This window comes from Paraburkholderia sp. A1RI-2L (genome assembly GCF_048957375.1).
Lineage (GTDB): Bacteria > Pseudomonadota > Gammaproteobacteria > Burkholderiales > Burkholderiaceae > Paraburkholderia.
This window is the reverse complement of sequence record NZ_JARBTA010000001.1, coordinates 1,332,587-1,357,029: the sequence shown is the minus strand read 5'-3', so window position 1 is coordinate 1,357,029 and position 24,443 is coordinate 1,332,587. Positions and strand designations below refer to the sequence as shown.

Sequence of the window (24,443 nt, the reverse complement as noted above, 5' to 3'; positions counted from 1 at the left end):
CGCCTCCCTGCCATTCACCGCAACGGCGCGATACGTTCCGCAACGCCGGCCGGCATGCAGATGTGCTTCAACTCGGTGAAGTCCGCAAGCGCATCGTAGCCGTGCAGCCGACCCAGTCCGCTTTGGCGATACCCGCCTGTTTCGGCTTCGGCGAAAAGCTTGTTGTGGTCATTGATCCACACAGTGCCGTTGCGCAGCGCACGCGCGACGCGGAACGCGCGCGCCCCGTCGTGCGTCCATACGCTTGCCGAGAGACCGAAGACCGTGTCGTTGGCTTTGTCGATCGCTTCCATTTCGTTCTCAAAGACTTCCAGCGTGACGAACGGGCCAAAGATCTCGTCCTGACAGAAGAACGCCTTGGGATCGCCATGTTCGACGAGCGTCGGCGACAGAAACGCATGCCCCGAGCAAGTGCCTCGCAGCAGCACGCGCTCGGCCATCCCGCACGCGCGCTCGATCGTCCGTTGCACCGCATCGCGCGTCGTGCCGTCAATGAGCGCGCCGATATCCGTTGCCCGATCGATGCCCGGTCCGACCCTCAGCGACGCAAGCGCCGACGCGAGGTGCTCGCGCATCTCCGCGGCGCGCGACGCATGAACCAGCACCCGGCGCGCCGCCGTGCATTGCTGCCCGGAGATGATCGTCGCGGCGCGCGCGAGACGCGGCGCTATCGCCGCAATATCGGCATCGTCGAAGACGACGCAGCATGACTTGCCGCCAAGTTCGAGCGACAGCTTCTTCATGCTGTCGGCAGCGGCCGCCATGATCTTCTTGCCCGTTGCCGTCGACCCCGTGAAGCTCACCACATCGACGTCGTGAGAATCCACGAGCCGCTGGCTGGCGGCGTGTCCCCGTTCGTTGACGAGGTTCACCGCACCTTCAGGCAACGCCGTGCATTCGAAGCAGCGCAACATCGCGGCCGTGAGCAGTGACGTCTGCGCCGCCGGTTTGACGATCGCCGTGCAGCCGGCCGCCAGTGCAGGCGCGAGCGAGCGCACGAGCAGCACGGCGGGTGCATTCCACGGCACGATGATTGCCGCAACGCCGGCCGCTTCGCGCAGCATCGTCGATATCGTGCCCGGTTCCGGTTCGAGCACGTGCCCGGCAATATGCCGCGCGAGCCCCGCGTAATAGCGTACTTCCGATATCGCACCCGCAATCTCGCCGCGCGATTGCGTGATCGCCTTGCCGTTCTCGCGCGTGAGCAGCGTTGCGAGCGTGTCGCGTTCGGCTTCGAGCGCCGACGCCCAGCCGAGCAGCACGTCCTGGCGCAAACGCGCGTCCTGCGCCCATGTCGTGCGATCGAACGCGTGGCGCGCGGCGGCGATGGCGGCATCGGCTTCGCCCGATCCGCCGTCGGCGAACTGGCCGATGGCCTCGCCCGTCGCGGGATCGATGCTGTCGATGTCGGGCGTGCCGGTCCATTCACCGGCAATCCAGTGTCGTGCGTTCATGCTGAACGTTCCTTGATGGTGTGTGAGGGCTCGTCGCCCGACATGTTCGACGCGCGGTGCAACTCGTCGCCGATGATCTCGATCAGTGCTTCTGCCGCCGCGCTCAACGGGCGGCGCGGATGGCTCACGCAGACAATGTGCCGCACGATGCGAGGCGCCAGAATCGGGCACGCGCGCAACGTGCCATGCCGCGCCGCCCGCTCAACGACGATGCGGGGCAGGATCGTCGCGAACCGCGTGTGCTCGACGAGCTTCAGAATCGTCGAAAGCACGTCGATCTCGAAGCGCGGCGCGAGCAAAACGTCCTCGTGTTGCGCGGCGCTGTCGAGCACGCCGCGCAGGCCGTGGCGCTTCGTCGGCAGCACCAGTTCGAGTTCGGGCAATTGCGCGAGTTCGATTGCATGGGGCAAGTCGGGACCATGCGCGGCGCTGGTGGCAAGCACCATCTCTTCGTCGAGCAGCGGGCGCGAGTCGAGCGAAAGGCGCGCTCGCGGCTTGTTGATGATGGCGGCATCGAGCTGGCCGCCCGCCACCCAGTCGATGAAGGTCGCGCTGTAGCCATCGGCGACGGTGACTTCGACATCGGGGTAACGCGCGTGAAAGCGCGACAGCGAATCCGCGAGCACGCTTTCCGTCACCGATGCGATCAGCCCGATGCCGACATGCCCGGTCACCACTTCGTCGCGCTGCACGAGTTGCTGCCGCGCGTGGGCAAGATCGCGCATGATCGGCAAAAACAGGCGGTACATCAGCCGTCCGGCGGCGGTCGGCGCCATGCCGTCTGCGCCGCGCTCGAACAGCTGCTGATGTAGTTCGTCCTCGAGCTTCGCAATCTGCATGCTCAAGGCCGGTTGCACGATGTTCAGCCGCTTCGCGGCGCGCGTGACCGAGCCGTCCTCGAACAGCGCGATGAAGTACTGAATTTGCTTGAGGTCCATGTTCCCTCGGGGCATCAGTTACGCTAATGGGGTGCGATGACATTATCACCCTGCGTTCGTCGACGGTGCAGGGCGGCTTATCGTGACGCGCCCTTCCGTAAGGGCGTGCGCGAGCGGTCTATTGATACGTAACTGTAAGAACGCTGTCATCAGGGCTAACACTGATATAAGAACGAATGATTCGTCGCATCAGTAAACAGTATTAGATGTTATGGCGCGATCTCGCTACGCTTCATCCCATGCGCTTGCCATGGCAGGCGCTCACAGATGGAGACGATGATGAACACACGCGATGCCGCGACGCACGGCATTCCCTCATTCGCCTGGGCACGGGATCACGCCGACACCGGCTTGTCGCTGCGCGACTGGCTCGCGCATCTCGCGAAAACCGGCCGTGTCGCGACGATCGACAAGCCCGTCGCGCTCGAGCACGAACTCGCCGCCATTGCGAAGCGGCTCGACGGCGACCAAGCTGCTTTTTTCACGCAGCCGCACGGACATGCGATGCCCGTCGTGAGCGGCTTCATGTCGAAGCGCGCGTGGATCGCGGAAGCGATGGGCGTCGATGAATCCGCGTTGCTCGCGCGTTTTTCCGCTGCGGCCGCCGTGCCGCTCGCATCGAAACTGATTCAACGTGAGGACGCGCCCTGTCAGCAAGTGGTGCATACGAGCGGCATCGATCTTCACGCGCTGCTGCCCATTCCCACGCACAGCGAACACGACAACGGCCCGTACATCACCGCCGGTCTCGTGATCGCGCGCAATCCGCGCACCGGTGTGCAGAACGTCTCGATCAACCGCATTCAGGTGCATGGCGCCGATCGCATGGCGATCCTGCTGCTGCCGCGTCATCTCTACGCATTCCAGCGCGACGCGGAAGCCGCGGGCGATGCCCTCGACGTCGCCATCGTGATTGGCGTCGATCCGCTGACGATGCTCGCGTCGCAAGCGATCACGCCGATCGATCACGACGAACTCGAAATCGCGGGCGCGCTGCACGGTGCGCCGCTGCCTGTCGTGCGATGCATGACGAACGGCGTGCACGTGCCGGCGTTTGCGGAGATCGTCATCGAAGGGCGCATTCTGCCGAACGTGCGCGAGCCGGAAGGTCCGTTCGGCGAATTTCCGAAGTACTACAGCGCGAAGGAAGCACGCGAAGTCATCGAAGTGACGGCCGTCACGCATCGGCGCGATCCGATTTTTCATACGATCGTGCCCGCCGAAATGGAGCATCTGCTGCTCGGCGCGATTCCGCGCGAAGCCACGTTGCTCGCGCATCTTCAGCGCAGCCATCCCGCCGTGAAGGACGTGCATCTGTCGGTGGGCGGCGTGTGCCGCTATCACCTGTGGGTGCAATTCGACAAGCAGCGCGAAGGCGAAGCGAAGAACGTCATCCTGTGCGCGTTCGGCGCGCATTACGACATCAAGCAGGTCGTCGTCGTCGATACCGATGTGAACGTGCACGATCCCGCCGAAATCGAATGGGCGATCGCGACGCGCTTCCAGGCAGACCGCGATCTCGTCGTGATAGCAGGCGCGCAAGGTTCGCCGCTCGATCCATCGACGACGGTCGGTCAGCCCGACGATGCGCCGTCGCATCTGCAAGGCGTGAGCGCGAAGATGGGCCTCGATGCGACGCGCCCCGTCGTGTATCCCGCGCATGTGTTCACGCGCGTACACATACCGGGGCAAGACACGGTCGACCTGCACGCACTCGTCGCCGCTGACAACAGCGCGTTCGACGCCTATTTGTCGCGCGATCATGGCTGAACGAAAGAAGCGCATCGTCGTCGGCATTTCGGGCGCAAGCGGCGCGGTGATCGGCGTGCGTTTGCTCGCCGCGTTGCGCCGGCTCGGCACGCACGAGACGCATCTCATCGTGTCGTCGTCGGGCGCGGTGACGGCCGCACAGGAACTCGGCCTCGCGCGTGGCGATCTCGAAGCCGTTGCCGATGTCGTGCACAACGTGCGCGATATCGGCGCGGCCGTGGCGAGCGGATCGTTTCTGACCGAAGGCATGGTGATCGCGCCATGTTCGATGAAAACGCTCGCGGGCGTCGCGAACGGCTTCGCGGACAACCTGCTTACGCGTGCCGCCGATGTGATGCTCAAGGAGCGCCGCCGCCTCGTGCTGGTCGCGCGCGAAACGCCGCTCAATCTCGCGCATCTGCGCAACATGACGCTCGCCACGGAAATGGGCGCGATCGTGATGCCGCCGGTGCCCGCGTTCTACGCGCATCCGCAGACTATCGAGGACGTGGTCGACCACACGGTCGGGCGCATTCTCGATCTGTTCGGCATCGAGCACGACGAGATTGCGCGCCGCTGGAGCGGTCTCGCCGATGAATTCGGCGGCCGCGCCGCACGTGAGGAGTAACGTCATGAATCAGCGCGAAACCGCATTTGCCGACATGGACGCGCGCGTCGCCGGCAAAGAGATGCGCGAAGCGACCGCACCGCAGCGTCACATCGGGCGCTCGATGGAGCGCCTCGAAGACCCGGCGATCCTGACGGGCCGTGGCCGCTATGGCGACGACATCGCTGTCAAGCCGGGCACGCTGCACGCCGCGATTCTGCGTTCGCCGCACGCGCACGCGGATATCCTGTCTATCGATACGCAAGCCGCATCGAAACTCGCGGGCGTGCGCGCCGTGCTCACGCGCGACGATTTGCGTCCGTGGTCGCGACCGTTCGTCGTCGGCGTGAAATCGCCGATGGAACAGTGGGCGCTCGCGATGGACCGCGTGCGCTACGTCGGCGAGCCGGTCGCGGTCGTGATGGCCGAATCGCGTGCGCTCGCGGAAGACGCGCTCGATCTGATCAAGGTCGACTACGCGATGCTCGATCCCGTGACGTCGATTGAACAAGCCGCGAAGGACGACGCGCCGGTGCTGCACGAACGCGTCGGCAGCAACGTCATCAGCGACCGGCATTTCCGCTACGGCGAGCCGGAAGCGGCCTTCGAGCGCGCGCCGCATCGCGTGAAGCTGGTCGCGCATTATCCGCGCAACACGTGCGCGCCGATCGAGTGCGGCGTGGTCATCGCCGAGTATCTTTCGGGCGATGAAGGCTACGACGTCACGTCGAATTTCATGGGGCCGTTCTCGCTGCACGCCGTCATGGCAATGGCGTTGAACGTGCCCGGCAATCGCCTGCGTCATAAGGCCCCGCGCGATTCCGGCGGCAGCTTCGGCGTGAAGCAGGCCGTGTTTCCGTATGTCGTGCTGATGTGCCTCGCGTCGCGCAAGGCGGGTGTGCCAGTGAAGTGGGTGGAGGATCGGCTCGAGCACTTGAGCGCGGCGACATCGGCGACGGCGCGTGTTTCAACGATAGAAGCGGCCGTCGAAGCGGATGGCCGCATCGTCGCGCTGTCTTACGATCAGTTGGAAGACGTCGGCGGCTACGTGCGCGCGCCCGAGCCCGCGACGTTCTACCGGATGCACGGCTGCCTGACGGGCGCGTACGCGATCCCGAATCTGCTCGTGCGCAACCGCGTCGTGCTGACGAACAAGACGCCGACGGGGCTCGTGCGCGGCTTCGGCGGGCCGCAGGTGTACTTCACGCTGGAGCGGCTGATCCAGCGCATCGCGATCGAACTGAAGCTCGATGTGCTCGACGTGTATCGCCGCAACTTCGTTCCCGCCGATGCGTTCCCGTATCGCGCGGCGGCGGGCGCGCTGCTCGATTCAGGCAATTATCAGGAAGCGCTGCGCCGTTCACTCGACGAAGGCGGATACCGGGAACTCGTTGCGCGCCGCGACGCCGCGCGCAACGAAGGGCGGCTGTATGGCATCGGCTTCGCGGCGATCGTCGAGCCGTCGGTATCGAACATGGGCTACATCACGACCGTGATGCCCGCCGATGCGCGCAGGAAAGCCGGGCCGAAGAACGGCGCGATCGCGAGCGCGACCGTCAGCGTCGATCTGCTCGGTGGCGTGGTCGTCACGATTGCTTCGACGCCCGCGGGCCAGGGCCACATGACGGTGTGTGCGCAAGTCGTCGCCGATGTGCTCGGGCTCGATCCGAAGGACATCGTCGTCAACGTCGAATTCGATACGCACAAGGACGCCTGGTCCGCCGCGGCGGGCAATTATTCGAGCCGGTTCGCGGGCGCAGTGGCGGGCACGGTGCATCTCGCCGCGACGCGCGTGCGCGACAAGCTCGCGCGCGTGCTCGCGAAGCAGTTCAACTGCGCGCCCGGCGACGTGCGCTTCGCAGGCGCGCGCGTCTTTCCGCACGACGCCGAAGACCGCGCACTGCCGTTCGCGCGCGCCGCGAGCAATGCGCCGCACTGGGCGCCCGCGCTCTTGCCCGAGGGCGAAGAGCCTGGCCTGCGCGAAACCGTGTTCTGGTCGCCGCCGCACATGGATGCGCCCGACGAACAGGACCGCATCAATACATCGGCGGCGTATGGCTTCGCGTTCGACATGTGCGGCGTCGAAGTGGATCGCGTGACGGGACGCGTGCGCATCGACCGATATGTGACCGTGCACGACGCCGGCACCATCCTCAATCCCGCACTCGCCGATGGCCAGATTCGCGGCGCGTTCGCGCAAGGCGTCGGCGCGGCGCTGATGGAAGAGTTCCGCTACGGCGCGGACGGCAGCTTCCAGTCCGGCACGCTCGCCGACTATCTGATGCCGACGACCTGCGAAGTGCCCGATCCGCTGATCGTCCATCTGGAGACGCCTTCGCCTTTCACGCCGCTTGGCGCGAAGGGTCTCGGCGAAGGCAACAACATGAGCACGCCGCCGTGCATCGCGAATGCGGTGGCGGACGCGCTCGGCGTCGAAGACATTCGCCTGCCGCTCACGCCGCCCAGAGTGATGGCGATGATCGGCGTGGACGATCCCGAACCGTCGCGGCCGGAATATCGCGAAGCGCCCGCCACGAAGCCCGCGACGCCAGGCGGCGGACGCGCACTGACGGCGCAGGGCGCTGTCGATCTGCCCGCGACACCCGAAGCTGTGTTCGCCGTGCTGCTCGATCCGAAGGCACTCGCGAACGTCATTCCCGGCTGTCACGCGCTCGAAGAGACGGCGCCGAACCAGTATCGCGCGGACGTGACCGTCGGCGTCGGCATGATCAAGGCGCGTTTCGAGGCGCGTATCGGCTTGTCGGAGATCGATGCGCCGCGCCGCCTGCGACTCGCTGGCGCGGGCATCTCGCCGCTCGGCAGCGCGCGCGGCAGCGGTCTCGTCGAACTGACGCCGCAAGGCAGCGGCACGCGGCTCACGTACGACTACGAAGCGCAGGTGTCAGGCAAGGTCGCGGCGGTCGGCGGCCGCATGCTCGAAGGCGCGGCGAAGGTCGTGCTCAAGCAGTTGTTCGAATCGCTCGGACGCCAGGCGGCGGGTAAGCCCGTGCAAGCGCACGGATCGTGGATCGCAAGACTCCTCGCACGTTTCAGGAGACACGCATGAAGCCCGCACCGTTCGATTACCTGCGCGCGATGACCGCGCAAGACGCGCTCGACGCGCTCGCGCAATACGGCGAAGACGCCCGCGTGCTGGCGGGCGGCCAGTCGCTGATGGCCGTGCTCAATATGCGGCTCGCGCAGCCGAAGGTGCTCGTCGATATCTCGCGCACCGCCGAACTCGATGCCGTGCGCGTGGACAAGCAGGCGGGGCATCTCGTCGTGAACGCCGCGGCGACGCAAGGCAGCGTCGAATGGCGCAGCACGCTCACCGACGAAGTGCCGCTGCTCGCGATGGCGTTCCCGCATATCTCGCACTTTCAGATTCGCAATCGTGGAACCGTGTGCGGATCGATCGCGCATGCGGACCCGAGCGCGGAGTTGCCGCTCGTGCTTTCGGCGCTCCGCGGCGACGTGATGCTGCGCTCGCGAAAGAGGCGCCGCACGCTCGCCGCGCAGGACTTCTTTCAGGGAATGCTGATGACCGCGCGCGAGCCCGACGAACTCGTCGAAGCGGTCCGCTTCCCGCTGTGCAAGGCAGGCGAGCGCTACGCGTTCGCGGAATTTTCCGCGCGACACGGTGATTTCGCGATCGTCGCGTGCGCGGCCGTGGTCACCGACGAGTCGATCCGCATTGCAGTCGGCGGCGTCGCTGACCGGCCGGTGACTGAGCAATGGCCGCGTTTGCAGGGCGACGACCTGCGTGGCGCATTGAACGATTTGAGCTGGAAACTGAACGCGCAGGACGATGCGCACATCAGCGCGAAATATCGCCGGAATCTGGTCCGGCAACTTGGATGGCGCGTGATCGAGGAGGCAAAGTGAGCAAGATGTCGGACACCATCATGCGGCACGGCAAAGCGCAGCGCATCGCGCTGACGCTGAACGGCCGCGAACGAAGCGGCCATTGCGAGCCGCGCGAACTGCTGTCGGACTTCATCCGGCACGAACTCGGCGCGACGGGCACGCACGTCGGCTGCGAACACGGCGTGTGCGGCGCATGTACCGTGCAGGTCGATGGCGTCGCGGCGCGCTCGTGCCTGATGCTCGCGGTGCAGGCCGATGGGCGGCATATCGATACCGTCGAAGGCCTTGCGCCCGATCAGACGCTTGGCGACCTGCAGCAGGCGTTCCAGCGGCATCACGCGCTGCAATGCGGCTTCTGCACGGCGGGCATTCTGATGTCGTGCGCGGATTATCTGCGGCGCGTGCCGGATCCGTCCGAAGAGCAAGTGCGCGAGATGCTCTCGGGTCATATCTGCCGCTGTACGGGCTACACGCCGATCGTAGCCGCCGTGCTCGACGTGGCCGCGCGCCGCCGGGCCGAGGCAAGCACGGAAGAGGTCGAACATGCTTGATCTCGGCCGCACGTTTCTGCAAAGCGTCGAGCGCAGTCCGAACGTGCTCGCGCTCGTCGATGGCGATGTCCAACTGACGTACGCGCAGTGGCATCGCATGATCCTGAATGTCGCCGATGGCCTGCGCGAGCTCGGCCTGCAACGCGGCGACCGGCTGCTTGTCGTGCTGCAAAACCGCTGGGAAATGGCGACGCTGCATTGGGCCGGACAGTTTGCGGGCATCGTGATCGTGCCGCTCAACTGGCGCGCGAAGCCGGAAGAAGTCGATTACTGCGTGACTGACGCGGGGGCGAAGGCGATCGTCTACGAACCCGTCAGCGCCGATTCCGTCGCGCAGAGCGCCGCCGCGCAAAACGTGCCGCGCGTCGGACTCGACGATGCACCCGGCCGCACCACCACCTTCGATGCGCTCATCGCCGAACGAACGCGCAGCGGCGACGTGACCGACACGACGCACGCCACCGCCGACGACATCTCGCTGATCCTTTACACGTCCGGCACGACGGGCAAAGGCAAGGGTGTGCCGCGCCGGCATCGGCATGAACGCGCGGGCGCGCTCGCGCACGTCGCGCAGAACCTGTACAGGCGCGGCGAACGCACGCTCGGCGTGATGCCGCTCTATCACACGATGGGCGTGCGCTCGCTGCTCGCGATGGCGCTCGTCGATGGCCTTTTCGTTTGCGTGCGGCGCTGGAACGCGAAGCTCGCGCTCGAAAGCATCTCGAAGCACGCGCTCACCTGCCTCTATCTCGTGCCGACGCTCTATCACGATCTGCTCGCTGACAGCGCGTTCGCGAGCACGGACACGTCGTCGGTCAGAAAGCTCGGCTTCGCGGGCGCACCGATGAGCGACGGCCTGCTCAAGCGCCTCTCGGCCGCGTTCGAGCCGGAGCTCTTCGTCAATCACTACGGCTCGTCCGAGGTCTACACGTTCAGCATCGACCAGGACGCGACAAAGAAGCCCGGCAGCGCGGGCCGCGCGGGCATCAATACGCGGCTGCGCGTCGTGAGGCTCGATGCGCTCTCGCCCGATGAGGTCGCCGAAGTCGGCGAAGAAGGGCAGATCATCGTGGACCTGCTCGGCGACGAGGCCTTCGAAGGCTACTGGAATCGCCCGGACGCGAATGCGAAGTGCTTGCGCGAGGGCTGGTACTTCACCGGGGACACGGGCTATCTCGACCGCGACGGCGATCTGTACGTGACGGGCCGCGTCGACGACATGATCATCAGCGGTGGAGAAAACATCTCGCCGGTGGATATCGAATCGGTGTTGTCGCTGCATCCCTCCGTCGATGAAGTCGCGGTCGCGGGTGTCAAGGACGAGCGCTGGGGCCAGCGCGTGGTTGCATTCATCAAGCGCCGCGAGTACGTCGATTCCGACTCGCTCGATGCATGGTGCCGCCAGTCCGACCTCGTCAACTTCAAGCGCCCGCGCGACTACGTGTTCGTCGATGACATTCCGAAGTCGCCTGTCGGCAAGATTCTGCGCCGCAAGCTGCAAGCGGGCGAGTACACGCCCGATTCGAACGCCCAGGCCACGCAACCTACAGAAACCACCAAGGAGTAACCCACAATGAGTGATCTCAACCATCACGGCCAGACACTGCTGCAAGACCTCGACGGCTTCTCGGTCGAAATCGACGCGCAGCGCGCGCGCGCGGACATCATCCTGCATCGCCCGCCGTTCAATGTTATTTCGATGCGCGCTCGCGACCAGTTGCGCGCCGTATTCGAAGCACTCGACGAAGACGAACGCGTGCGCGTGATCGTCGTGCGCGCGAAGGGCGAGCACTTCTCGAGCGGCGGCGACATCAAGGGCTTTCTGGAAGCATCGCCGGAACACGTGTCGAAGCTCGCGTGGAATATCGCGGCGCCCGCGCGCTGCTCGAAGCCGGTCATCGCGGCGAATCGCGGCTTCTGCTTCGGCGTGGGATTCGAGTTGTCGCTGGCGTGCGATTTCCGCATCGTCACCGATACGACCTTCTATGCGCTGCCGGAGCAGAAGCTCGGCCAGATTCCCGGCTCGGGCGGCTCGGCGCGTTTGCAATCGATGGTCGGCATCGGCCGCACGAAGGACATCGTGATGCGCTCGCGCCGCATTCCGGGCAAGCAGGCGTACGAGTGGGGCATCGCGGTCGAATGCGTCGCGGACGCGGAACTAGAATCGGCGACGGATGCGCTCGTCGACGAACTGCGCGCGTTCTCGCCGCTCGCGCAGCGCACCGCGAAGAAGCTCTTGAACGATTCGGAAGACGCGCCGCTGTCGATCGCGATCGAACTCGAAGGCCATTGCTATAGCCGTCTGCGCTCGTCGGACGATTTCCGTGAAGGCGTCGAAGCGTTTCATGGGAAGCGCAAGCCGGTGTTTCGCGGCAGCTGATACCTGACACGCCGCGCGGCGGACGAGACAAGAGGAGACAACGCGATGGATCGCTTCGACTACGTGATCGTAGGCGGCGGCTCGGCAGGATGCGTGCTTGCGCATCGACTGTCGGCGGAGCCGTCGGTGCGCGTCGCGCTGATCGAGGCGGGCGCCGACACGCCGCCGGGCGCGGTGCCCGCGGCGATACTCGACAGCTATCCGATGCCTGTCTTCTGCGGCGACACCTACATCTGGCCCGATCTGAAAGCGAAAGCCACGCAGCACGCCGCGCCGCGCGTCTACGAGCAGGGTCGCGTGATGGGCGGCGGGTCGAGCATCAACGTGCAGTCGGCCAATCGCGGGCTGCCGCGCGACTACGACGAATGGGCCGCGAACGGCGCCGAAGGCTGGTCGTGGCGCGACGTGCTGCCGTACTTTCGCAAGCTCGAACGCGACGTGGACTTTCCCGGCGGCGAGTTGCACGGCGGCGACGGTCCCGTACCGATCCGCCGCATCTTGCCGAAGGACTGGCCGGCGTTCTGTCATGCATTCGCGAAGGGTTTGCGCGCGAACGGCTTCGCGGAACTTCAGGACCAGAACGGCGAATTCGGCGACGGCTTCTTTCCGGGCGCGTTCTCGAACATCGACGACAAGCGCGTGTCGACGGCCATCGCCTATCTCGACGAAGCCACGCGCAAGCGCCCGAATCTCAGCATCTATTCGAATCTGCGCGTCGAACGCATCGTGATGGAAGGTGCGACGGCGCGCGGTGTCGCCGCGATTGCGGCGAACGGCGAGCGCGTGCGTTTCGATGCGGGCGAAGTGGTGCTGAGCGCGGGCGCGTTGCAGTCGCCCGCGATGCTGATGCGCGCCGGTATCGGCGATGCGCGCCAACTCGTGGCGATGGGTATCCCGTGTACGGTCGATTTGCCGGGCGTCGGACGCAATCTGCAGGATCATCCGTCGCTCACGTTCTGTCATTTTCTCGAGCCGCGCTTTCGGATGCCGCTCGCGCGACGCCGCGCGAGCATGATGGCCGCGCGCATGAGTTCGGGCGTCGCGGGCTGCGACGAGTCGGATCTGTATCTGTCGAGCGCGACGCGCGCAGCGTGGCATGCGCTCGGCAACCGGCTGGGCCTCTTTTTCCTGTGGTGCAACCGGCCGTATTCGCGTGGCCGCGTGCAACTGGCATCGCCCGATGCGGCCGTTGCGCCGCGCGTCGATCTGAATCTGCTCGACGACGAACGCGATCTGCAACGGCTCGCCGCTGGCGTGCGGATGCTGGCCCGCATTGTCGATGCATCGGGTCTGGGACGCGATTTACGTGACTTCTTTCCGGCGGCTTTCTCGCCGCGCGTGAAGGCGCTGAGCAAGGTAGGCGAAGGCAATGCGCTTCTGACTTCGATGCTCGGCGCGCTGCTCGATACGCCCGCGCCCGTGAGGCGTTTGCTGATCGAACGCTTCTTCACGCGCGGGCTGAAGATGGGCGCGCTGCTTGCCGACGACCGCGCGCTCGCCGATTTCATCCGCGCGAACGTGTTCGGCGTGTGGCATGCGAGCGGCACCTGCCGCATGGGTGGCGCGCAGGACTGCGACGCCGTCACCGACACGGAAGGCCGCGTGCGAGGCACACGAGGGCTGCGCGTTGTGGATGCATCGCTGATGCCGCGACTGCCATCGGCGAATACGAACATACCGACCATCATGATCGCCGAGAAAATCGCCGATGCGATGGTTGCCCAGCGACGGGCGAGCGTGGCATCGCCGCTCGCCGCGGCCCACTGACGATTTTTCAACCTCGACAAGAGCGCGCATCCAACAAAGCGTGCCTGTGACACACAAGGAGATACAAATGTCTGTAGCAGCGCAAGACGGGGCCACCGTGCTTCCGGTTAATCAGCGGCAGATCATGGGCGCGGTGCTGGCGTCGTGCATGGGCTGGGCGCTCGATCTGTTCGACCTGTTCGTGTTGTTGTACGTCGCGCCGGTCGTCGGGCGTCTGTTCTTCCCGTCCGAGCACGCGATGCTTTCGCTCGCTGCGGTCTACGCGTCGTTTGCGGTGACGCTGTTGATGCGGCCGCTCGGCTCCGCGCTCTTCGGCTCTTACGCGGACCGTCACGGCCGCAAGGGCGCGATGATCGTCGCGGTCGTCGGCGTCGGCGTGTCGACGGCGGCCTTCGGCGTGCTGCCGACGGTCGCCCAGGCGGGCATCGTCGCGCCGGTGTTGTTCTTGCTGCTGCGTCTCGTGCAGGGCGTGTTCGTCGGCGGCGTGGTCGCATCCACGCATACCATTGGCACCGAATCCGTCGCGCCGAAGTATCGCGGCGCGGTGTCGGGGCTGATCGGCGGCGGCGGCGCGGGACTCGGCGCGCTGCTCGCTTCAGTAACGTTCCTCGCGATGTCGGCGCTTTTCCCCGGCGATGCCTTTGACGTATGGGGCTGGCGCTGCATGTTCTTCACCGGCATCATCAGCTCGGTGCTTGGTCTCTTCGTGTTCAACAGCCTTGAAGAGTCGCCTCTGTGGAAGAAGCTCGCCGCCGAAAAGGCTGCGAGGGCCACCGCGCAGGTCAAGAGCGCGACCGTCGAAGTGGCGCGCTCGCCGATCCGCACGCTTTTCTCGCGTGAATATCGCGGCGTGCTGTTCGTCAATCTGCTGCTGACTATCGGCGGCGGCAGCGGCTACTACCTGACATCGGGCTACCTGCCGACGTTCCTCAAAGTCGTGAGTCATGCGCCGAACGGTGCCGCCGCTGCGATCCTGATGATCTGCAGCGCGGCCGTGGTGATCGCTTCGGTCGCGGCAGGGCACGTGAGTACGTTCATCGGACGCAAGGGCGCGTTTATCTTGATCGGCATCATCCGGCTCATCGCGTTGCCCGCGCTATTTTTGCTGCTGCCTACCGCAGACAGCATCATGATGGTCGGCGTCTATGCAGTCCTTCTCAGCGCGCTCGGCAGCGCCGGCTACGCGCCGGTCCTGATCTTCCTGAACGAACGCTTCCCGACCTCGATCCGCGCGACCGGCACGGGCCTCTCCTGGAATATCGGCTTCGCGATCGGCGGAGTGATGCCGACGGCCGTGTCGCTGGTGGCGAAGGACGCGAGTCAGTTGCCGATGACGCTAGCCATCTTCGTCGGCGCGATCAGCGTGATCTTTCTCGTGGGCGCATTCGTCGTGCCCGAGACGCTCGGCAAGCTCGAAGGCGGTTCCGCGCGCAGTCCCTCCTGAGTCATTGGGCATAACGGCGGACGCCAACGGGCGCACGCCTTTCACAACAGCCGGAGACATCGATGAAATTCGAAGAAGACGTTCGTGCGCGTTCCTACAAGTTCCGTGACGAGTATGTCAATGCCACGCCATGGTGGTATCGCGGCGAAATGCACCTCGGCTTCACATTGCTCTTCACCGGCGGCGTGATCGTGTATTGCCTGATGCAGCTTCATGCACCGACGCTCGCCGAATGGCTGGCGGTCATTCCGCTCTTTCTGTTCGGCAACTGGGCGGAATGGGCGGCGCACCGCTACGTGCTGCATCGTCCGACGAAGTATTTCAGCATGATCTACAAGCGCCATTGCGCCGTCCATCACCGGTTCTTCACGCATGTGACGCTTGAATACAAGGGTCACCGTCACTGGCGCGCGCTGCTGTTTCCGCCTTTTGCGCCGGTTGCGTTCGTGCTGGCGGCCGTGCCGTTCGCGCTCGTGATTGGGTTCGTATTCTCCCGCAACGCAGGCTACATCGCGCTGCTCACGATGGCGGCGTACTTTCTGATGTACGAGGGCCTGCATACGCTCTCACACGTCACCGACAGCCCGTTCCTCGACCGCGTTCCGCTCGTCAACACAGTGCGGCGCCTGCACGCCACACACCACGATCCCGAAGTGATGGCGACACAGAACTTCAACCTCACGTTCCCGATCTGCGACACGCTGTTCGGCACGCGCAGCGACGTTCCGAGTAGTGCGCGCGAGCCGTTGGAACGCGGCCGCTAAGGCGCTTGTTTCCCCAAAACACCCGTCGTCACGCGCTTTATCTCATCAGTGATAATCGTGATGAGCGCCTGGGCGGCCGGCCCGATCGGCCGCTTCGGATGCGTGACCTGAATGATGTGGCGCACGATCGGCGGCGACGCGATCGTGCGTGCGCGCAAGCGCCCTTCGTCCACTTTCGCCTGCACGACGACGCGCGGCAGGATTGTCGCGAAACTGCTCTGCTCAACGAACTGCACGATGGTGCTGAGCAGATCGATCTCAAACTTCGGCTTGATGACGACGTCAGCCGCCATCAGCGCGGCATCGAGCGCGCCTCGCAGGCCGTTGCGGCGCGTGGGCAGCACGAATTCGATGCCCGACTGCTGCGTGAGATCGATCTCGTCGGGCAGCGTTGGGCCATGCACCACGCTCGTCACCAGCACCATTTCTTCGACGAGCAAAGGCTCTACGTGGAGCGTCAGCCGTCCGCGCGGCTTGTTGATGATGGCGGCATCAAGCCGGCCAGATTCGACAGCGTCGATCAGTTGCGCGCTGAAGCCATCGGCGACGGAGACTTCGACTTGCGGGAAAAGCGCATCGAATCTGGCGAGCGATTCGGGCAATACGCTCTGCGCCTCCGACGACACCATGCCCAGCGACACGCGGCCCGTCACGATGACATCGCGACGACTCAGGTGCTCGCGTGCGTGATCGATGTCGCGCATGATCGGCGTGTAAAGGCGGTACATCAACCGTGCGGCTTCGGTCGGCGCCATGCCGTGCGGCCCACGCTCGAAGAGCTTCTGCCGAATCTCCGTTTCGAGCTTGGCGATCTGCATGCTGAGCGCTGGTTGCGCGATGTTGAGCCGCCTGGCGGCGCGCGTGACGGTGCCTTCTTCGAAAAGCGCGATGAAGTACTGGATCTGCTTCAGTTCCATGGGACAGGGGTATACGGGACGGGGCCGACGAAGATAGTACCGCGCGCCGTCTTTCATGAGGTGGGCGTCGTATCGCTAACCCACGGTATCGATTCGCTGATTGTAGCCGAGCGTCCATCAGGGCCGACCGAGGCGATTGCGCAAGCCATACCACGGGGGAGGCGGCGTGGCGTTGGGCTACCGTTTCTTGCGCATGGAGCCCGGTTCGCAGCGCCCGAGCGGTAGTCCCGACGTGGCCTCGCCCGTCAGCCTTGCGCCGCGTCGGGCGCGTGCACGACGCTGACGAGGGGGAGTATGGTATTCGATCGCCAGCAATTGGAGACCTTCGCCGTTGTCGTAGAACTGGGGCATTTCGGGCGAGCGGCCAGTGCATTGAACATCACCCGCGGTGCGGTTTCTCAACGGATCAATGCACTGGAAGCTTCGCTAGACGCCCCTGTTGGTGCGAGATGGGGCGGTGCCGACACCTGCGGGCGAGGCCCTCGGTATCGATGATCGACGAGACCGACTTGACTAAACGCGCAAATCCGTCGTCCCCGATTTACAGACATTGCATACGGCGCCCAAATCCGGCGGTAGCCTATCCTGCCATCCCTCGTTTCAATGTCGTTTTTTATCTTCCGGCTATACGCTTTCGGCGAGGTCGGTCGAGAATTTCTGTGAGATAACCAGCGGCGTCCGCAGGATGCTCCCAATGAAGCCGCTGGTGTCTCTTTGCGTGATCGCGTACCGCGCCGCGTGAGTGCAGGATGTCGATTGATCGAGTCTGCGTACTGGGCGGCCAGATTCCTGCGCAGTGATCTGGTCCACGACCGATATCTGAATGCGTGATGTCTGCGAGGGCGCAGTTGGAGTCGGCAATCGCATGCCCTGAATCTGTCAGGTCGATCTCGCTTCGGGCGAATGTTGATCTCCCGAAATCTGCACGTTGTTTCCGAGGGTATGCCATCACGGCTATCGGGCGTTCGGGAAGCATGGTCTGTAGATCTGCGGTCTTGTCGTTTCGCCGTCGGCGCGCAGTTCCTCGTTCCTGTCGTGATGGTCAGAGCGATTTTGCACGTTGGTAGCGATCGTTCCGCGATTGCGCCGTCGTAGCGTCGGCCTGGAAGGCTCTCTATTTTTTGGGGGGACGTCAGCCGACGTCGGTTGCTTCTGCCAGACGCGTCCAGAATATTTCTTTTATTCCGTCGCAATCTATCTGATTCCATGACGTTCCGATAGTCGAAATCCGGCAAAAAACAGGTGTTGACGGCGTCTTCCTGAGTGAACAAGATGGGATGAAGAGAGCACGACGGAGTGAGCCATGCCAGTTGCGAAAAGCTATACCCGGACGCAATGGGATGAGCTTGTCCGCTCTCTGGAGTCACTGCCGGTCAAGCCCGAGGCCGAGCAGCGCGTGTCGATTACCGATGCGATGAAAGAGATGCGTCTGGTGATCGGCGCGGTGAGGAAGAAGGGCTATACGCTGGAAGAAATCGTTGAACATGCAAGGAAGAAGGGCGTCGATTTTAGCGTTGGCTCCGTCAAGTACGCGTTATACCCATCGAAGAAAGACAAGCCGGCTCGACAGGGTGCGAAGGAATCGGCACGAAGTAATGCCGCGCCATCGCCTCGCGCGATGAAGCCAGCCAAGGACGATGTGCCGCGCGCGGAGGTTATCAGAGAAGATCAAAAGCAGGATGGGGGACAGCCAGTCAGCAGGTCGGGAAGCATGGTGATGCGTGACGCATTCTCATTCGAGATCAGGCCTGACACCGAGAACCTTTAGAGGATTCAAATGGACATGACGACTTACCCCATCTACCTCGTTGGTGGCAGCAAGGGCGGCGTGGGCAAGAGCTTTGTTGCGCTCGCGCTGGCCGATTATCTGCTACGGCGCGATATTCATGCGGCGCTGGTGGAAACCGATACCGCCAATCCGGACGTGATGAAAGCGGTTCAGGATGAGATGCGTTGCATCGCCTATAACCTGGACGATGCAGACGGCTGGATCGGCCTCGTTAATTTCTGCGACGAGCAACGGGACGCGGCGATTGTTGTGAACACGGCTGCGCGGAGCCAGACGGGTGTTGAGCAGTTCGGCGCGACACTGGCCGGTGCGCTTGGCGAGCTTCGGCGTCGGCTTGTTGTCCTGTGGGTGATCAACCGGCAACGCGACAGCCTTGAACTGCTGAGCGCTTTCAGCGAGACGTTCCCGGACGCGATAACGAATGTCGTGCGCAACGGCTACTTCGGTCCGGCTGACAAGTTCACGCTGTATCAGGGATCGCAGCTTCGTCGTTCCATCGAAGCGCGCGGTCACTCACTGGACTTTCCCGATCTTGCGGATCGGGTTGCGGACGAGCTTCGCAGCCAGCGCATGTCGATCCGCAAGGCAGCGGAGACGATGCATATCGGTGAACGGGTCGAGCTACTGCGTTGGCGTTCGTTATGCGATGCCATGTTCGCGAAGGTAACGGTCGATGGATAGCAGGCAGGGCAGGCCGGTGGATGCGCTTGCCTCTTTGTTTCTCGACGTCACCGGCGAATTGCCGGACGACGCCAGTGTGCTGCGAATGCGGCGGGTATCGAGTGCGCTCAACCTGCGCGATAACGATGCGCTGTGGTCTGTTCTGGTTATGCTCGAATACTACGGGCGACTCTACGAGACCATGCCGGAGCGCATCCGGCAGGCGGGTGCGGGCAGTCTGGATGTTGTGCGGACGGAGGCACGAGCAGCGACGGATGCATTGATGACGCAGCATCGTGACGCGCTCGCGCGCTGCAAGGCGACGATTGAACTGGCTGGGCAGATGACCGACGAACACGAGGCGCGCTACCGCGCCGCGCTGGCAGCGCTGAACGACGAGGCGCTGGCTGCGCTTACGCAGCGGGCGGCGAACCGCATTGCTCACGTTGCCGGAAACCGGCTCGTGGGGTCGACGGCTGTCGCTGCACGTGCGCAGCAGAAGCGGATCGACACTGCGCTCACGTCATTCGAGCGCATCGCTATGCGGCGGCTCGAGCGGGTGTGCTATGGACTGGTCGTCGGTGGCCTGATTGTGATGCTGGCGGCGGCGGGTGTGGGTGCGCTGGCCGGATGGTGGGCAGGCGTGCATTGGGTGCGGGCAGACGGCTCGCCGTCTGCCCGCACGAGTTACACCTCGTCGGTATCACCTTCCATGAATTCGTCGGCGTGGCGGAGCACGTCTGCTGCCGCGTCGTTCTGGTCAAAGGCAATCATCGGTACCCGGTAGCCTCCATCTTCGGCTTGGGCAAGTGCCATGTCGTATTGCTGGCTTTCGCTGTATTCCAGGTCGGTGGCCTCGACGAAGGACAGGTAGAGGTCGAGGAAGCCTTCGGCATTTGTGGCCAGCACGGCTACGCGGATGCGGTTGGTCATGATGTGTTCCTTCGGTTCAGTCTGGCATGGCAGATGCGGGCTAGCCGCCTGCTTCGCCCCGTCGCCGGGGCGATGGGTGGGGTCACGCGGCGAGCGTGCCGGATTGCGTGCCGTTCATGCTGTCGGCAGTCGGGAAGGGCCATGGTGTCGGCGGGCTACCGGCGAGGGGCGCGGCTGCTGCGTCGGTGGGCGTGTTGTTGACGTGTTCCGTGCCGTTGCCGGCATCCGGTTCCGCGTCAGTATCCTCGCCTTCCGGCGTTTCATCCGCGCCGGCTCCGGTATCCGCGTCGTCGCTGTCGTCCTCATCCTCATCGTCACGGTTTTCCCATGACGGCGTAGACGGGACTTCACGATCGGTGAGGATTTCCGGGAGCCAAGCTGCCTTTGCGAGCCGAAGCTCGGCGGCTGCAGCCGCGTCGGCCTTTTTCATCCTGTCGAAGTCGGATGCGGTCTTGGGTGACACGGCGGCGGACACGACTTCCGCGATACGCGCCTTGCTGACGTGATCGAAATAGGTGGCGCGCGTCGGCGTCCAGTACCGGGTCATATCGAGGTTCAGCGCGACCGCGAGTCCGTTGATCGCATGCGGCTTTTCCTCGCCCGCAATGCCGTCGAGCAGGGTGCCGGTGCAGAACGCGAGCAGGTCGAGCAGCGTCGTGCCGGGCTCCTGCTCGATGAGCCACGGCAGCAGGTCGGCCCGTTTTGCGGGCAGTTCCGCAATCCAGCGTGCCCGCTGTGTTTCGATGGCGTTCCACGCAGGGCTGGCGGGCAGGTCATCGGCGGCGCGCAGCAGGCTGTCGTGGTTGTTCTCGCCGGATAGCGCCAGATAGCCGCTCGGGGACGCGTGCCCGTAGTGCTCGGGGAGTGCCCTCGGGATCAGGTCGTGCAGCAGCGCGGCGAGCGCCACGGTGGGCTGTGTGACCAGTTCCGCGTGGAGAGCAGCGGTGCGGTGCGCGGTGAGCCGCTGGCAGAGCTTCGCGCCATGGACGGGTTTGACCTTCGGAGCCCGCGCGGATTCGGCGTCCGGGCCTTCTGCTGTGGCGATGCCGGTGACGGTCGCCCCTGCAACGTCCAGCGCCGCGCTGTTCTCGCGCCGCACGAGGCCGCGTTCGATGAAAAGTTCGCCCTGTGGCCCGACGATCACGAATGCGCCGGCTTCGGCCATCTGCTGCGTGTCCCATACCACCGTGCGGCCTTCGAGCGCGATGATTGCGCCATTGACCCGCTCGATTTCGTCGTTGAGCCGTTCGGCTTCTTCGTAGGCGTTATCGTCGTCCTCCGACAGCGCCTCGATCTTTTCAGCGAGTTCGTCCTGCTGCGCGGTGAGGGCGTCCATTTCGCGCTGCTCGTCCCCGGTGTACGGGCGCCGCACCGGGCGCAGTCTGCCGTGGCGGTTCAGTTCGGAAAAATCCCGTTCGACTCGCGTTTCCGTCCAGCCCCATCCCTCGGTCCGCACTTCGGCTGCTGCAACGTCAAGCTTCTGCGCGACGAGCTTCTGCAGTAGTTCGGCTTCGGCGATGTAGCCCGCGTTTTCATCGTCGCTAAAAAGATCCCGACGAACGTAGCCGCCTGCTTCTTCATAGACGGCGAGGCCGACGAAGCGCACGAGGCGGCTGCGGCTCGCGTCGATCTCGGCGCGCGTGATGGCTTGCCGAAGGTAGTTCGGCTGGCGCTGCCACTCGTTCGCCTCGGACCAGATATGCTCCTGCGTCTCGTGGTCGTCTGCGAGGGCGAGCGCGGCAAGCTGGTCGAGCGTGATCGCGTCCTCGCGCAGCAAGGCGAGCAGCTTCGGCGACACGTTGGCGAGCTTCAAGCGCCGCTTGACCGTGAGCGGCGAAGCGGAGAAAAGCGCGGCGATGTAATCGACGCTGCGGCCTTCCTCTGCGAGCATCCGGTACGCGCGCAGGACGTCGAACGGGTCGAGCCCTTCGCGTTCGCTGTTCTCGATCAGACTGATGGCGAGTGCTTCGCCTTCGCTGACGATCCGCACTGGCACGGGATAACCCGTGGTGATGTGCTTCTGTTCGTACAGCAGGTCGAGCGCGGCCTCGCGGCGCTGGCCTGCACAGACTCCGTACCGGCGTTGCTTGCCGCGCCCGCCCTTCATCTCGTGGACGACGAGATTCTGCAGCAGTCCTTTCGCGCGGATGTTGGCGGCGAGGGGCGGAATGCCCGACAGGGGTTTCGTGCGGGCGTTAAGCGGCGAGGGCCACAGGCTGGAATAGGGTACGGTCACAATGGGCTGCTCGTTACCGAAATTGGTTTCGAGCGGAGAGGCCGTTTCGGCGGTATCTCCCGTGATGGTTGCGACTTGGGTTTGCATGACTGACTCCAGAAAGTTGGAAAGAAAGTTCCGGGTCGGTGCTACCGGATTCCATCAGGACATGACCCGGACAGGACTCCTGATGGAATGAGGCGGGAGCGGGACGCTGCCGCCCCAGGGGCGCTTACGCCTTCATCTGGCGCATGGCGTCAGCGAGCATCCACAGCGCGCGGTTGAGCTTTACGTTCTGGTCGATGCCGGTGATGGGGCGCGTGGACATGGCGCGCCCGCTGCGCGAACGGCCATGCAGGCCGCCCTTCGTGAGGTTTTCCTGTACGCGGTTGAATACCGTCCAGAGGTCGTCGCGGCGATCCTCGAAACGGCGCGGGGAGAGAAGCTGGTTTTCAGTGACGGGTGCCGGTGTCTCGGCATCGGTCGGGTCGTAGCGCAGGGCGAGCGCGGAGCGGGCGAACGCCTGTTGCTCGTCGCGGTTCAGTTCGACAGCACGCATGCCGTCCTTCTGCTCGCGGATCAGGTCGAAGCCGTCGAGCACGTCGAATGCGCCGTTGATAACGTTCTGGACGATGTTGCCCTTGTGGGGTACGCGGATGTCGCGCACGTTTTCGCCTGCCACCATGCCGTTCTGGCAGACGAAGCGCAGCACGCCAGCGAGCATCTGGTAGCTGCTGCTGCCATCGTGCGAGTTCAGCATCACGATTTCGTTGGCTTCGTCGCCATTGATCTGCCCGGCATGGCGGAGCCGCAGCATGTGCTTGGTGAATTCGCGCTTGCCCTGATCGCGCACGCGGGTCTGGCAGACCATGAACGGCTGGAAACCTTCGTTACGCAAGCCGCGCAGCACGTCGATGGTCGGAATATAGGTGTAGCGTTCCGAGCGGCTTTCGTGCTTGCCATCCGCGAAGATGGACGGGGCAACGCGGCGAATCTGGTCATCCGACAGGGGCGAGTCGGCGCGCAGCATCGGGGAGCCGTAACGGAAGGAGGAAGCGAGTTGCATGGCAGTTCTCCACAGTCAAGGTTGAGGACCTGAACCGGGCGGGGAGGTGTGCCTTGCCGTTGCGGCGGCTCACCTTCCGGTGGAACTCGGGGTTGGCGTTGCTGCCGCCAGGCTCCCGGGTTTCCGCCCGTGCGACTGAAGGAGCCGATAGCGGGCGGGCGTCAAGGAAAAAGGCGAGGGAGGGGTGCGGGCAACACGGTCCCTCGCCCCTTGATGCCTGCCCGCTATCGGCTACGGTCGCGGGTCAAGGGCGGTAACCAGGGAGCCGGATGCATGCCGCGTCCCGGGTGGACTGGGCAGCGGTGCCGCGGATGCGGCATCTTCCTCGAACGCGACGGGGCTAACTGCTGCGCCAGGGATTGATGCCCGTCAGGGGCGAGACGCGGAACGGGGCTCGACGCGCAGCGCGAAAGCCCGGTCACGACGCGTAAGCGGCGGGGGGCGCCCGACGTTGACACGGGTGGCGAGCGCAGGCGCCAGTTGCAATCCATTGCCAACGGACCAGGCCGCAGGTCTGAAACGAGGCGGTGGTCAACGCCCAGTTGCCGTGTCTGTCGCGCGGTACGGTGCAGGTATCTGGCCGCATGCGTATGCGACGGGATTGCGGTGCGCCGGTCAGTGCAGGTGCGACGGGTCCGTGAGGTGGTCAGCATATCCAACCTGGAAGCGATGAACGCGGTGCGCAACGACCAAAGCCTGGCGCACGACAACCCCATGCTGAATCACGACGAGGCCGTACTGATTGTCAGTCACATCGGTGGCCTTGTCCGTTTTCTCAAAACCATCGAAGCGAAGATCCAGGCAAACGAGCAATGACCACCCAGAAGACCTCCAAACGCGGCGAGTTCAACCCTAACTGGCCAGTGCCCGACGAATACCTGCTCGAACTCGGGCGCATGGTGAGCGTGTGGGGTTCCCTCGAATCGACGACTGCGGTCGCGATCTCGAAACTGGCTGGCTACGAGTCGCCGACCGACATCCGCGCGTTGGCGATGGTGGCGCACAGCAACTTCCAGCAGCGGGTGGACATCGTAAGCTCCCTGTGCGGACAGCTTGTGGATCAGGTGCCTCACTTAAAGGACTACGAGATCGTCATCAAGAAGGTCAGGGCGGCCCAAGCAGGGCGCAACAAGTACGCGCACAACGCGCTTTCTCTGGACGAGGATGGTCTGGTTCACATCGCATACATGTCGGCCCGCGGCACGTTCAAGACCAACGTTGAGATCGTGCGGGTCACCGACATCAAGGAGGTCACCGCCAAGATCCACGAAGCGGCGGTAGCACTGCATGGATTGATTACCAATACCGCAACCAAACCCATGTGGGAGCGCTGAGCGCAGGT

The 24,443-nt window shown here is 64.4% G+C and carries 21 protein-coding genes and 1 pseudogene; 16 read left to right on the top strand and 6 right to left on the bottom strand.

What is annotated here, in order from left to right; translation table 11 throughout:
- Positions 1-14: 14 nt before the first annotated feature.
- Positions 15-1,454: an aldehyde dehydrogenase family protein gene (locus PWP93_RS06370; RefSeq protein WP_057928643.1), complete on the bottom strand. Its 1,440-nt coding sequence runs from the start codon at positions 1,452-1,454 to the stop codon at positions 15-17.
- A complete protein-coding gene (locus PWP93_RS06365; RefSeq protein WP_421023869.1) occupies positions 1,451-2,392 on the bottom strand; it encodes a LysR family transcriptional regulator in 942 nt (313 codons plus the stop codon). The genes PWP93_RS06370 and PWP93_RS06365 overlap by 4 nt, the downstream gene beginning before the upstream one ends.
- A 279-nt stretch (positions 2,393-2,671) precedes the next feature.
- Here PWP93_RS06365 and PWP93_RS06360 point away from each other — a divergent pair, with 279 nt between their 5' ends.
- The 10 genes from PWP93_RS06360 to PWP93_RS06315 all read left to right on the top strand — a co-directional run bounded on the left by PWP93_RS06360 (position 2,672) and on the right by PWP93_RS06315 (position 15,521).
- Positions 2,672-4,162 (top strand): UbiD family decarboxylase, encoded by a 1,491-nt coding sequence (locus PWP93_RS06360; RefSeq protein ID WP_421023870.1) that lies wholly within the window; start codon positions 2,672-2,674, stop codon positions 4,160-4,162.
- Positions 4,155-4,769 carry a UbiX family flavin prenyltransferase gene (locus PWP93_RS06355; protein ID WP_057928645.1) on the top strand — a complete coding sequence of 205 codons (615 nt, stop codon included), beginning with the start codon at positions 4,155-4,157 and terminating at the stop codon, positions 4,767-4,769. The genes PWP93_RS06360 and PWP93_RS06355 overlap by 8 nt, the downstream gene beginning before the upstream one ends.
- 4 nt (positions 4,770-4,773) lie before the next feature.
- Positions 4,774-7,815 carry a xanthine dehydrogenase family protein molybdopterin-binding subunit gene (locus tag PWP93_RS06350; protein WP_421043861.1) on the top strand — a complete coding sequence of 1,014 codons (3,042 nt, stop codon included), beginning with the start codon at positions 4,774-4,776 and terminating at the stop codon, positions 7,813-7,815.
- Entirely contained in the window at positions 7,812-8,633 is an 822-nt protein-coding gene (locus PWP93_RS06345; RefSeq protein WP_057928647.1) for an FAD binding domain-containing protein, read from the top strand. The genes PWP93_RS06350 and PWP93_RS06345 overlap by 4 nt, the downstream gene beginning before the upstream one ends.
- Positions 8,630-9,166, top strand: coding sequence for a (2Fe-2S)-binding protein (locus PWP93_RS06340; RefSeq protein ID WP_028213734.1), 537 nt, complete (start codon positions 8,630-8,632; stop codon positions 9,164-9,166). The genes PWP93_RS06345 and PWP93_RS06340 overlap by 4 nt, the downstream gene beginning before the upstream one ends.
- Positions 9,159-10,733, top strand: a complete 1,575-nt coding sequence (locus tag PWP93_RS06335; RefSeq protein WP_057928648.1) for an AMP-binding protein — start codon at positions 9,159-9,161, stop codon at positions 10,731-10,733. The genes PWP93_RS06340 and PWP93_RS06335 overlap by 8 nt, the downstream gene beginning before the upstream one ends.
- 6 nt (positions 10,734-10,739) lie before the next feature.
- A complete protein-coding gene (locus PWP93_RS06330) occupies positions 10,740-11,546 on the top strand; it encodes an enoyl-CoA hydratase/isomerase family protein (RefSeq protein ID WP_421023871.1) in 807 nt (268 codons plus the stop codon).
- Positions 11,547-11,591: 45 nt separating this feature from the next.
- Positions 11,592-13,313: a GMC family oxidoreductase gene (locus PWP93_RS06325; RefSeq protein WP_421023872.1), complete on the top strand. Its 1,722-nt coding sequence runs from the start codon at positions 11,592-11,594 to the stop codon at positions 13,311-13,313.
- A gap of 67 nt (positions 13,314-13,380) precedes the next feature.
- Entirely contained in the window at positions 13,381-14,757 is a 1,377-nt protein-coding gene (locus PWP93_RS06320) for an MFS transporter (protein WP_057928651.1), read from the top strand.
- A 62-nt stretch (positions 14,758-14,819) separates the two neighbouring features.
- Positions 14,820-15,521 carry a sterol desaturase family protein gene (locus PWP93_RS06315; RefSeq protein WP_057928652.1) on the top strand — a complete coding sequence of 234 codons (702 nt, stop codon included), beginning with the start codon at positions 14,820-14,822 and terminating at the stop codon, positions 15,519-15,521.
- On the opposite strand, the gene PWP93_RS06310 is transcribed toward PWP93_RS06315, so the two are convergent.
- Positions 15,518-16,438: a LysR family transcriptional regulator gene (locus PWP93_RS06310; RefSeq protein ID WP_057928653.1), complete on the bottom strand. Its 921-nt coding sequence runs from the start codon at positions 16,436-16,438 to the stop codon at positions 15,518-15,520. The genes PWP93_RS06315 and PWP93_RS06310 overlap by 4 nt on opposite strands.
- Positions 16,439-16,732: 294 nt before the next feature.
- Between PWP93_RS06310 and PWP93_RS06305 the strand changes: the two are divergent.
- The 4 genes and pseudogenes from PWP93_RS06305 to PWP93_RS06290 form a co-directional block, all read left to right on the top strand.
- Positions 16,733-16,922, top strand: a pseudogene (locus tag PWP93_RS06305) (LysR family transcriptional regulator); the annotation flags it as partial.
- An 819-nt stretch (positions 16,923-17,741) separates the two neighbouring features.
- Positions 17,742-18,206, top strand: a complete 465-nt coding sequence (locus tag PWP93_RS06300; protein WP_421043860.1) for a hypothetical protein — start codon at positions 17,742-17,744, stop codon at positions 18,204-18,206.
- Positions 18,207-18,215: 9 nt separating this feature from the next.
- Positions 18,216-18,908: a protein mobD gene (locus PWP93_RS06295; protein ID WP_421043859.1), complete on the top strand. Its 693-nt coding sequence runs from the start codon at positions 18,216-18,218 to the stop codon at positions 18,906-18,908.
- The gene (locus PWP93_RS06290; protein ID WP_421043858.1) at positions 18,901-19,674 is read left to right on the top strand and encodes a hypothetical protein; all 774 of its coding nucleotides are present in this window, start codon (positions 18,901-18,903) and stop codon (positions 19,672-19,674) included. Before PWP93_RS06295 ends, PWP93_RS06290 begins: the two co-directional genes overlap by 8 nt.
- On the opposite strand, the gene PWP93_RS06285 is transcribed toward PWP93_RS06290, so the two are convergent.
- The 3 genes from PWP93_RS06285 to PWP93_RS06275 all read right to left on the bottom strand — a co-directional run bounded on the left by PWP93_RS06285 (position 19,575) and on the right by PWP93_RS06275 (position 23,101).
- Positions 19,575-19,820 carry a hypothetical protein gene (locus tag PWP93_RS06285; protein WP_421043857.1) on the bottom strand — a complete coding sequence of 82 codons (246 nt, stop codon included), beginning with the start codon at positions 19,818-19,820 and terminating at the stop codon, positions 19,575-19,577. The genes PWP93_RS06290 and PWP93_RS06285 overlap by 100 nt on opposite strands.
- An 82-nt stretch (positions 19,821-19,902) precedes the next feature.
- A complete protein-coding gene (locus tag PWP93_RS06280) occupies positions 19,903-22,143 on the bottom strand; it encodes a ParB N-terminal domain-containing protein (protein ID WP_421043856.1) in 2,241 nt (746 codons plus the stop codon).
- A gap of 124 nt (positions 22,144-22,267) precedes the next feature.
- Entirely contained in the window at positions 22,268-23,101 is an 834-nt protein-coding gene (locus tag PWP93_RS06275; protein WP_421043855.1) for a DUF932 domain-containing protein, read from the bottom strand.
- Positions 23,102-23,743: 642 nt separating this feature from the next.
- Here PWP93_RS06275 and PWP93_RS06270 point away from each other — a divergent pair.
- Positions 23,744-23,917: an abortive infection family protein gene (locus PWP93_RS06270; RefSeq protein ID WP_421043854.1), complete on the top strand. Its 174-nt coding sequence runs from the start codon at positions 23,744-23,746 to the stop codon at positions 23,915-23,917.
- Positions 23,914-24,435, top strand: a complete 522-nt coding sequence (locus PWP93_RS06265; RefSeq protein WP_421043853.1) for a hypothetical protein — start codon at positions 23,914-23,916, stop codon at positions 24,433-24,435. The genes PWP93_RS06270 and PWP93_RS06265 overlap by 4 nt, the downstream gene beginning before the upstream one ends.
- The last annotated feature ends 8 nt before the right edge of the window (positions 24,436-24,443 follow it).

What these genes read in the sequence shown, in the direction of transcription:
- PWP93_RS06275 (WP_421043855.1), bottom strand. Translation starts at nt 23,101, where the DNA reads ATGCAACTCGCTTCCTCCTTCCGTTACGGCTCCCCGATGCTGCGCGCC.
- PWP93_RS06345 (WP_057928647.1), top strand. Translation starts at nt 7,812, where the DNA reads ATGAAGCCCGCACCGTTCGATTACCTGCGCGCGATGACCGCGCAAGAC.
- PWP93_RS06280 (WP_421043856.1), bottom strand. Translation starts at nt 22,143, where the DNA reads ATGCAAACCCAAGTCGCAACCATCACGGGAGATACCGCCGAAACGGCC.
- PWP93_RS06325 (WP_421023872.1), top strand. Translation starts at nt 11,592, where the DNA reads ATGGATCGCTTCGACTACGTGATCGTAGGCGGCGGCTCGGCAGGATGC.
- PWP93_RS06330 (WP_421023871.1), top strand. Translation starts at nt 10,740, where the DNA reads ATGAGTGATCTCAACCATCACGGCCAGACACTGCTGCAAGACCTCGAC.
- PWP93_RS06315 (WP_057928652.1), top strand. Translation starts at nt 14,820, where the DNA reads ATGAAATTCGAAGAAGACGTTCGTGCGCGTTCCTACAAGTTCCGTGAC.
- PWP93_RS06365 (WP_421023869.1), bottom strand. Translation starts at nt 2,392, where the DNA reads ATGGACCTCAAGCAAATTCAGTACTTCATCGCGCTGTTCGAGGACGGC.
- PWP93_RS06355 (WP_057928645.1), top strand. Translation starts at nt 4,155, where the DNA reads ATGGCTGAACGAAAGAAGCGCATCGTCGTCGGCATTTCGGGCGCAAGC.
- PWP93_RS06300 (WP_421043860.1), top strand. Translation starts at nt 17,742, where the DNA reads ATGCCAGTTGCGAAAAGCTATACCCGGACGCAATGGGATGAGCTTGTC.
- PWP93_RS06285 (WP_421043857.1), bottom strand. Translation starts at nt 19,820, where the DNA reads ATGACCAACCGCATCCGCGTAGCCGTGCTGGCCACAAATGCCGAAGGC.
- PWP93_RS06265 (WP_421043853.1), top strand. Translation starts at nt 23,914, where the DNA reads ATGACCACCCAGAAGACCTCCAAACGCGGCGAGTTCAACCCTAACTGG.
- PWP93_RS06310 (WP_057928653.1), bottom strand. Translation starts at nt 16,438, where the DNA reads ATGGAACTGAAGCAGATCCAGTACTTCATCGCGCTTTTCGAAGAAGGC.
- PWP93_RS06335 (WP_057928648.1), top strand. Translation starts at nt 9,159, where the DNA reads ATGCTTGATCTCGGCCGCACGTTTCTGCAAAGCGTCGAGCGCAGTCCG.
- PWP93_RS06360 (WP_421023870.1), top strand. Translation starts at nt 2,672, where the DNA reads ATGAACACACGCGATGCCGCGACGCACGGCATTCCCTCATTCGCCTGG.
- PWP93_RS06370 (WP_057928643.1), bottom strand. Translation starts at nt 1,454, where the DNA reads ATGAACGCACGACACTGGATTGCCGGTGAATGGACCGGCACGCCCGAC.
- PWP93_RS06290 (WP_421043858.1), top strand. Translation starts at nt 18,901, where the DNA reads ATGGATAGCAGGCAGGGCAGGCCGGTGGATGCGCTTGCCTCTTTGTTT.
- PWP93_RS06350 (WP_421043861.1), top strand. Translation starts at nt 4,774, where the DNA reads ATGAATCAGCGCGAAACCGCATTTGCCGACATGGACGCGCGCGTCGCC.
- PWP93_RS06295 (WP_421043859.1), top strand. Translation starts at nt 18,216, where the DNA reads ATGGACATGACGACTTACCCCATCTACCTCGTTGGTGGCAGCAAGGGC.
- PWP93_RS06320 (WP_057928651.1), top strand. Translation starts at nt 13,381, where the DNA reads ATGTCTGTAGCAGCGCAAGACGGGGCCACCGTGCTTCCGGTTAATCAG.